Annotated in this window: 7 protein-coding genes and 1 tRNA gene; 5 read left to right on the top strand and 3 right to left on the bottom strand. The window is 69.5% G+C overall.

The genetic code is table 11. The annotated features are described in order from the left end of the window. Positions 1-57: 57 nt before the first annotated feature. Complete coding sequence (locus KF889_25310) at positions 58-501, bottom strand: DUF3429 domain-containing protein (protein MBX3502777.1); 444 nt, start codon at positions 499-501, stop codon at positions 58-60. Positions 502-564: 63 nt separating this feature from the next. Beyond that, positions 565-1,029 carry a peptidylprolyl isomerase gene (locus tag KF889_25305; protein ID MBX3502776.1) on the bottom strand — a complete coding sequence of 155 codons (465 nt, stop codon included), beginning with the start codon at positions 1,027-1,029 and terminating at the stop codon, positions 565-567. A 418-nt stretch (positions 1,030-1,447) separates the two neighbouring features. On the opposite strand from KF889_25305, the gene KF889_25300 reads away from it, so the two are divergent. After that, entirely contained in the window at positions 1,448-3,415 is a 1,968-nt protein-coding gene (locus KF889_25300; GenBank protein MBX3502775.1) for a CpaF family protein, read from the top strand. A gap of 28 nt (positions 3,416-3,443) precedes the next feature. On the opposite strand, the gene KF889_25295 is transcribed toward KF889_25300, so the two are convergent. Continuing rightward, positions 3,444-3,530 (bottom strand) — tRNA-Leu (locus tag KF889_25295). A 123-nt stretch (positions 3,531-3,653) separates the two neighbouring features. On the opposite strand from KF889_25295, the gene KF889_25290 reads away from it, so the two are divergent. The 4 genes from KF889_25290 to KF889_25275 all read left to right on the top strand — a co-directional run bounded on the left by KF889_25290 (position 3,654) and on the right by KF889_25275 (position 8,823). After that, a complete protein-coding gene (locus KF889_25290) occupies positions 3,654-5,195 on the top strand; it encodes an AMP-binding protein (protein ID MBX3502774.1) in 1,542 nt (513 codons plus the stop codon). A gap of 181 nt (positions 5,196-5,376) precedes the next feature. Beyond that, complete coding sequence (locus tag KF889_25285) at positions 5,377-6,348, top strand: zinc-binding dehydrogenase (GenBank protein MBX3502773.1); 972 nt, start codon at positions 5,377-5,379, stop codon at positions 6,346-6,348. 4 nt (positions 6,349-6,352) lie between these two features. Continuing rightward, complete coding sequence (locus tag KF889_25280; GenBank protein ID MBX3502772.1) at positions 6,353-7,120, top strand: N-acyl homoserine lactonase family protein; 768 nt, start codon at positions 6,353-6,355, stop codon at positions 7,118-7,120. 113 nt (positions 7,121-7,233) lie between these two features. Beyond that, positions 7,234-8,823, top strand: a complete 1,590-nt coding sequence (locus KF889_25275) for an efflux RND transporter periplasmic adaptor subunit (protein MBX3502771.1) — start codon at positions 7,234-7,236, stop codon at positions 8,821-8,823. Positions 8,824-8,863 lie beyond the last annotated feature (40 nt).

Genomic DNA, 8,863 nt, shown 5'->3' with positions numbered 1-8,863 from the left:
GCGAGGGATCTACGATCGCCCTGGATCCCTCGCTGCGCTCGGGATGACAGGTTCTGACTAAAGCGGGCCACCGAGGATCGCGCCGAACAGGCAGACCAGCGCGATCCCCGTGAGCGGCCAGCGCAGGCGCGGATACCACGCCGGCACGAAGCCCTGCCGCGCGCCGAAGATGTCGTAGGCGAGAGCGCCGAGGTAGCCGGCCGCCATCACGGTTAGGCCGGAACGGCCGCCGATCGCCAGGGCGACGAAGCCGACCAGCACGGGCACGATCGAGATGGCGAGGCGCAGCGCCGGCACCGGCTGCTCGCGCATTGCCAGGCCCCAGTGAACCGCGCCGAGAAACGACAGGGCGCAGGCGGCGTAGGCGCTCAGCAGGGAGGTGCCGTACAGGCGCCAGTCGAGCGTGCCGCCATAGACCGCGAGTGCCACGCCGGCGATGAACGGCACCAGCGATGCGACGCCGATGACGATGGCGGCTGCGGGCGGCGAAGGCCGCGCCACGGGGCGCGGCCCCGGTTGGCGCGACCTCGTCTCACGCTGCTTCGAGTCGCGTGAAGGCGTCGCTCACTCCTTCACGTCGGCGGCGACCTTGACGCTGATCATCTTGTCGGGCGCGCGCGGCGGCTCGCCCTTGGCGATCTTGTCGACGAACTCCATGCCCGAGGTGACCTTGCCCCACACGGTGTACTTGCCGTCGAGGAAGCGCGCGTCGGCGAAGACGATGAAGAACTGGCTGCGCGCGCTGTTGGGATCGTTGGTGCGCGCCATCGAGGCGATGCCGCGCACATGCGGCTCCTTGGAGAACTCGGCCGGCAGCGGATCGCCCATGCCGCCCGAGCCGGTGCCCGACGGGTCGCCGGTCTGCGCCATGAAGCCGTCGATCACGCGGTGGAACACGACGCCATCGTACTTGCCCTCGCGCGCCAGCTTCTTGATCTGCGTGACGTGCTTGGGCGCCAGGTCGGGACGCATTTCGATCACGACACGGCCGTCCTTGAGCTGGATATAAAGCGTGTTCTCGCGATCCATGGCCTGGCCCTCGCTGGCGACCGTAAGGAAGACGAGCGTTGCCACAATCGATGCGATCCAGCGCATGGTGTCCTCGGGTCGGTTGTTTCGGATGGTTGTCGGAAGAGGCGCGCGGACCATGGCCGAACCGATTCGGCGTGGCAACCGCTTTAGCGGAACGGCACCCGACGACTTCAACTTAACTGGCAGGTTGATTCTGTTAACTCACGGACGGTGCAAGAGGATGCAGCAACCGCCTTTCCTGATGTGACGCGCGAACTTGACCGACTAACTCATGTCGTTGTCTGGCTTTTGACTAAGTCATTGAGAAATCTTACTAATTCGCTGATTTTTCGCTGTCGTCGCGATCGCTGCGCGGTTATCCTGCGCAGGAATATTTGACCTCATAGTCCGTGACATTTTCCAGCGCAGGCGACTGATGCGTATTCCAGGCGAGCCCGGTAGCGGGGCGCTGCACGGCCAGGCCGTGCACTCCCCGGCGGAGGCGACTGCGGTCGAGACCGATCCCTCCGACAATTCGGCCGGCCCGATCTTTCCGCCGCGGCAATCCGACAATCGCACGCGTCAGCTCGAGGAAACCTGGCTGCTGCTGTTCCGCGAGCTGCGCGGGCCGGTCGACTCGACCCTGATGGGCGGCCTGTCGGCCGGCGACGTCGCCTATCGGCTGGGCGAGCTGGTGCACAACTATTTCCGCACCCGGGGCGTGACCCTGACCAGCTTCGAGCTGCGCCGCATCGTCGTCGAGCTGCTCGACAACCACAAGCGCGGCTGGCCGACCTTGAAGCCGGCGCCGGGTCCCAGCGCGCCGCCGTCGAGCCTGGTCGACTTCGTCGATGGCGATCCCGACGCGCGCGCCATCCGCGAGGTGGCCGGCCTGCCGCCCGAGCCCGCCGCGCCGCCGCCGCCGCCGCCGATCGAGGCGATTCCCTCGCCGCTGGTCGAGGTCGAGCCGCGCCCCACCATGAATGAGTCGCCGGCGCCGCGCCGCCGGCCGATGCGCGACCTCCCGCCGGCCAGGGAACGCACCGACACGCTGACGCCGGAGCAGATCGCGCACATGGAAGCGGCCGCCGCCGATGCCGCCCGCACGGTCTTCGGCAGCGAAGTGCCGGCGGCGCAGCAGCTGATGCAGCCGGCGGCCGTGGCCGACGGGATGTCGGCGCAGGCGGCGCTCGCCGCCATCGCGCCCGCCTGGCAGCGCCGGCGCGCCGCCAATCCGCCGCCTGCCGCGCGCGCCGAGCTCGCGAGCTGGGTGTCGCAGACTACCGGCGAGGCGCTGGCCGAGGTGGGCGTGCGCGTCGGCGAGGCCGAACGCGCCCGGCTGGAGCAGCTCATTGTCGACGACGCCTTCGGCCTGGGCGTGCTCGAGCCGCTGCTGCGCGACCGGGCGGTGAGCGCGATCATGGTCAACGGGCCCGACGCGGTGTTCGTCGAGCGGCGCGGCCATATCGAGCGGGTCGACGGCTTCCGCGACGCGCAGCATGTGGCGAGCGTGCTCGAGCGCCTGGCGCGCTTCGCCGGCGCGCCGCCGGCCGCCGCGCCGCGGCCGCTGATCGAAGGCCGCCTGCCCGATGGCAGTCGCTTCGTCATCGTCGCGCCGCCGCTGGCACCGTCGGGTCCGCTGTTCACCATCACCCGCCGCGCGGCGCCGACGGCGAGTCTCGACGACATGGTGGGATGGGATTCGCTGTCGCCGCCCATGGCCGCGCTGCTGCGCGCCGCGGCGCGCGGCCGGCTCAACATCCTGGTCAGCGGGCGCGCCGAGTCGGGCCGCACGACGATGCTCGCGGCGCTGGCACGGACCATCGCCGGCGACCAGCGCGTGGTCACGGTGGAGCGTCATCCCGAGCTGCGCCTCGACGTCGCCAACGTCGTCAGCCTCGTGGCGCCCGAGGCCGGGCCGGAGATGGTGCCGGCGATCGACCTGTCGCTGGCGATCGCCGCGGCCTCCCGCCTGCGGCCCGACCGGCTGGTGATCGACGGGCTGGGCAACGGCGCGGTGGCCACGCTGGCGACCCTGATCGACGCCGGCCGCGACGGCGTGCTGGCGAGCTGCGAGGCCGCCTCGCCGCGCGCCGCGGTCGAGGAGCTGGCGCGCCGCATCGCCGAGACGGAGCCGCACGAGACGCCGGCGACGGCGCTCAGGCGCATCGCCGGCGCCTTCGATCTCGTGGTGCATCTGGAGGCGTTCCGCGACGGCACGCGGCGCGTCACCCACATCGCCGAGCTGGCCGCCGTCGACGGCGGGGACGCAGCCTGCCGCGACCTCTTCTTCCACGACCACGACGCGACCGGCGGCGCCTTCGTCAGCACCGGCCACCGGCCGTTCTTCCTGCCGCGGCTCGCCAAGCTCGGACTCGATCCGGGAATCTTCGACGCGGCCTGACGGCGCGCTGCGAGGCGTCGCCGCCGATTGGTGCCCCTGGTCGGACTCGAACCAACACGCCCTCGCGGGCAACAGATTTTGAGTCTGCCGCGTCTACCAATTCCGCCACAGGGGCACCGTGCCGGACGCGGGCGCAATGAAGCCCATCCGCATCGCAGGGTCAACAACGCCGCCATGACTTGAGGCGGCGTGGCGCGGCGTGCTTTGGTTGGCGCCGCCCCGAGTCCGGAGAACCCCGTTGCATCCCTACATCCATGCCCGGCGCACGCCCGACAAGCCGGCCTATGTCATGGCCGGCAGCGGCGAGACGGTGAGCTACCGCCAGCTCGACGAGCGCTCGAACCGCATCGCGCAGATGTTCCGGGCACGCGGGCTGAGGCCGGGCGACCACATCGCCATCCTGATGGAGAACAACCCGCGCTTCTTCGAGATCTGCTGGGGCGCGCAGCGCTCGGGCCTGGTCTACACGCCGATCAGCTCGCGGCTGACCGCCGCCGAGGTCGACTACATCGTCGGCGATTGCGGCGCGCGGCTGATCATCGTCTCGAAGGCGCTCGAGGCGACCGCCGCCGAGCTGCGCACGCTGCTGCCCGGCGTGAGCACGCGGCTGATGGTCGACGGCGCGATCGACGGCTATGAGTCGTTCGAGGATGTCGTGGCGGGGTTCCCGCCAACGCCGATCGCCGACGAGGTCGCCGGCCAGGACATGCTCTATTCCTCTGGCACCACCGGCCGGCCCAAGGGCGTGAAGACGCCGCAGCTGATGCAGCCGATCGACGAGGTCAATCCGCTGCTCGACCTCAGCCGCAAGCTCTACGGCATCGACGAGGACACGGTTTATCTCTCGCCGGCGCCGCTCTATCACGCCGCTCCCCTGCGCTTCAACATGACCATCATGCGGCTGGGCGGCAGCTGCGTGATCATGGAGCATTTCGACGCCGAGGAATTCCTCAAGCTGGTGCCCAAGCATGCGGTCACGCATACGCAGCTGGTGCCGACCATGTTCGTGCGCATGCTGAAGCTGCCCGACGCGGTGCGCGCGAAATACGACGTGTCCTCGCTGCGCTGCGCCATCCACGCCGCCGCGCCGTGCCCGATCCCGGTCAAGGAGCAGATGATCGCGTGGTGGGGACCGATCATCTGGGAGTATTACGGCGGCACCGAAGGCAACGGCCTGACCATGGCCAGCGCGCAGGAATGGCTGGCGCACAAGGGCACGGTGGGCAGGGCGGTGGTCGGCAAGCTCAAGATCGTTGGCGACGACGGCGAGGAGCTGCCGGTCGGCGAGTCGGGCACGGTGTACTTCGCCGAAGGCCGCGAGTTCGCCTATCACAACGATCCCGCGAAGACGGCGGAATCGCGCCATCCCAAAGGTTGGACCACGCTGGGCGATGTCGGCTACGTCGATGCCGACGGCTTCCTGCACCTGACCGACCGCAAGGCCTTCATGATCATCTCCGGCGGCGTGAACATCTATCCGCAGGAGGCGGAGAACACGCTGATCAACCATCCCAAGGTGGTCGACGTCGCGGTGTTCGGCGTGCCCAACGAGGATTTCGGTGAGGAGGTGAAGGCGGTGGTGCAGCCCAGCGACATGCGCGAGGCCGGCCCGGCTCTTGCCGAGGAACTGCTCGCCTATTGCCGCCAGCACCTCTCGCCGATCAAGTGTCCGCGCACGGTGGACTTCGAGGCCGAGTTGCCGCGTCACGCCACCGGCAAGCTCTACAAGCGCCTGTTGCGCGATCGCTACTGGCAGGACCGGCGAAGCCGTATTGTCTAGTCTCCTTCTCCCCGCGAAGGCGCGGAGAAGGTGCCGAGCGCAGCGAGGCGGATGAGGGGCTTCCTCGCGCAACAATATCGGTCCTTGTCGTCGAGAGTCCGGGAAGCCCCTCATCCGCCCTTCGGGCACCTTCTCCCCGCCTTCGCGGGGAGAAGGACAAGAAAAGATGGAGGAGTTCGCCATGAAGGCAGCTGTCGTCGGCAACAACGGCGTCGAGATCCAGGATGTGCCCAAGCCCGAGCCCAAGGCGGACGAGGTGCTGATCAGGGTGCGCGCCGCCAGCCTCAATCGCGCCGATCTCGGCATCGCCGCCGGCAGCCGGCACGGCTCGATCGGCGGCGTCGGCGCGCGCATGGGCCTGGAATGCGCCGGCGAGGTCGAGGCGGTCGGCAGCGCGGTGAAGGGCATCAAGGCCGGTGACCGGGTGATGAGCTCGGCGCCCGGCGGCTATGCCGAGTACGCCGTGACCGATGCCGGCCGCGTGCATCGCATCCCCGCCAACAACATGACCTTCGAGCAGGCCGCCTGCTATCCGGTGGCGCTGCAGACCATGCACAACGCGGTGATCACCGCCGGCCGCATGAAGAAGGGCGAGAGCGTGCTGATCCAGGGCGCCAGCTCGGGCGTCGGGCTGATGGGCATGCAGATCGCCAGGCTGATGGGTGCGTCGATCGTCATGGGCTCCTCGACCCACGAGGGCCGTCGCGCGCGGCTGAAGGAATACGGCTGCGACCTCGCCATCGACACCACCGACGCGCAATGGCCGGAGAAGGTCAAGCAGGCGACCGGCGGCAAGGGCGTCGACCTGATCGTCGACCAGGTCTCGGCCAGCGTCGCCAACCAGAACATGGACGCCTGCGCGATCCTCGGCCGCATCGTCAATGTCGGCCGGCTGGGCGGCAGCAAGGGCGAGTTCAACTTCGACCTGCACGCGCTCAAGCGCATCGACTACATCGGCGTGACCTTCCGCACCCGCTCGCCGGAGGAGGTGCGGGAGATCAACCGGCTGATGCGCGCGGATCTGTGGGACGCGGTCGAGGCCGGCAAGCTCACCCTGCCGATCGACCGGACCTTCCCGCTGGACCAGGTCGTCGACGCGCTGGCGATGATGAAGGCCAACCGGCATTTCGGAAAGATCGTGCTGACGGTGTGACGCCATGACCGTGAAGCTCTACGCCCTGACCTGCGGCCACCTCACCGGCAGCATGAAGCACATGATGGAAGGCGGCGAAGGCGACGTGCGCCTGCCGATTCCGAGCTATCTCATCGAGCATCCCAAGGGGCTGGCGCTGTACGACAGCGGCATGCACCCGCAATGCCAGAGCGAGCCGGCGGCGCGTGTCGGTGAGAGACTCGCCGGCATCTTCAAGTTCGAGTACGCGCCCGGCGAGGAAATCTCGGCAAAGCTCGAGGCGATGGACCGCGACCCGAAGCGCATCGACTACCTGATCAACTCGCACCTGCATTTCGATCACTCCGGCGGCAATGCGCTGATCCCCAATGCCAGCCTGGTGATCCAGCGCGCCGAGTTCGAGGCCGGCCGCGACGCCGAGCAGGCCCAGCGCTACGGCTTCAACCCGAGCGAGGTCAATTGCGGCCACCCGGTGATCGCGCCGGAGGGCGAGCACGACCTGTTCGGCGACGGCAGCGTGGTCTGCCTGCCGACGCCCGGTCACACGCCAGGCCACCAGTCCCTGCGCGTACGGCTCAACGGCGGCGACGTCGTCCTGGCCGGCGACGCCTGCTATTTCTGCCGTACCCTGCGCGAGCGGCGCCTGCCGCGCTTCGCCTACGACCGCGAGCAGATGCATGCCTCGCTCGACAAGCTGGCGGCCCTGGAGGCCGGCGGCGCGCGCATCTTCTTCGGTCACGATCCTGACTTCTGGGCCACGGTGCCCCAGGGGCCGACGCCGATCGCGTTCTGAGCGGACGCTCGGCCACGCTTCGTCACAAACCTCGACGTGAGCGGATCGCGCCGCCGGTGTAGATTGCCTTTGACCGGCCCCGGGGAAGGCCGGGCCTAGGGACAGGGCCGAGCGTGCTCGACAGCAAATGGAAATGGCTGATCGGCGGGGCTGTGGTGATCGCAGCGCTGGCCGGTGGCGCGTTCGCGTTCACCTCGGGCGGCGAGCAGCCGGTGAAATACCGCACGGTCAGGATCGAACGTGGCCCGATCACCTCGGTCATCACCGCGACAGGCACGGTCACGCCGGTGACGACGGTGATCGTCGGCTCGCAGCTCTCGGGCCAGATCGTCGAGCTCAAGGCCGACTTCAACACCCGGGTGAAGGCCGGCCAGGAGCTGGCGCGCATCGACACCGAGCTGATCGAGGCGCGGCTGCTTTCGGCCCAGGCCGACCTTGCCGCCGCCGAGGCCGCCGTGGTGATGCAGGCGGCGCAGATCGAGAAGGCTGCCGCCGACATCGAGAATTTCAGGGCTACGCTGGCCACGGCCGAGAGCGAGGCCGCGCGGCGCGAGGGCCTGGCGAAGAGCGGCGCGGGCTCCGCGGCCGAGGCCGAGAGAGCGCGCAACACGGCCCTGGCGACCCGCGCCTCGTTGCGCGCCGCCGAGGCCAACCACAAGGTCACCGAGGCGCAGCTGCTCAATCTCAGGGCGCTGGTGCAGCAGCGCCAGGCCGCGGTGCGCCAGGTCGAGGTCGACATCAAGCGCTCGGTGATCCGCGCGCCGATCGACGGCGTCGTGGTGCAGCGCTCGATCGACGTCGGTCAGACCGTGGCTGCCAGTTTGGCGTCGCCGACCCTGTTCACCGTGGCACAGGACCTGCGCCAGATGCAGGTCGAGACCACGGTCGACGAGGCCGATATCGGCCGCGTGCGCGACGGGCTGGATGTGACCTTCACGGTCAACGCCTACCCCAACGATCGCTTTCGCGGCAAGGTCGCGCAGGTGCGGCTGGCGCCCAACAACATCCAGAACGTCATCACCTACACGGTGGTGATCGCCGCCGAAAATCCCGACCTCAAGCTGCTGCCCGGCATGACGGCGACGGTGACCATCATCACCGACCGGCGCGACGACGTGCTGAAGGTCGCCAATGCCGCGCTGCGCTGGAAGCCGCCGGGCCGCGGGCCGCAACAGCCGCAGCCGGGCGCCGGCGGCGACGAGCCTCAGGCCCAGCCGACGAGCCCGGGCGGCGCGCCGCGCGGCGGCAGCCCGCAGGCCAATGCCGAGGCGATGAAGAAGGCGCTGACCGAGCAGCTCAAGCTCACCGACGAGCAGCGCAAGGAGCTCGACCGCATCTTCGCCCAGAGCGGCGCGGAGATCCGCGCAGTCTTCACCAGCGGCGCGTCGCCGGAGGAGCGCCGCGCCAAGGTGCGCGCCATCCGCGAGGCGGCGGCCAAGCAGATCGACGCTATGCTCGACGCCGAGCAGAAGCCGAAATACGCCGCGATCCGCGCCGCAGCCGCGGGCGCGCCGCCGGCCGAGCTGTTCATCGTCGGTCCCGACGGGCTGGCCAAGCCGATGCGCGTGCGGCTGGGCGTCGGCGACGGCACCAGCACCGAGATCATCACCACGACGCTGAAGGCCGGCAGCGAGGTGATCGTCGGCGGCGGCCCGCGGCCGGCCGCGGCCGACTCCTCCGGCCCGCCGCGCCTGCGGTTCTGATGGTCAGGTCTGGTCATCTACCTTCCCCCGGAGGGGGAAG

The sequence above is a fragment of the Alphaproteobacteria bacterium genome (genome assembly GCA_019635875.1).
GTDB lineage: Bacteria > Pseudomonadota > Alphaproteobacteria > Reyranellales > Reyranellaceae > JAFAZJ01.
Note: the sequence above shows the minus strand (reverse complement) of the source record. Positions and strands in the feature narration are given on the sequence as shown.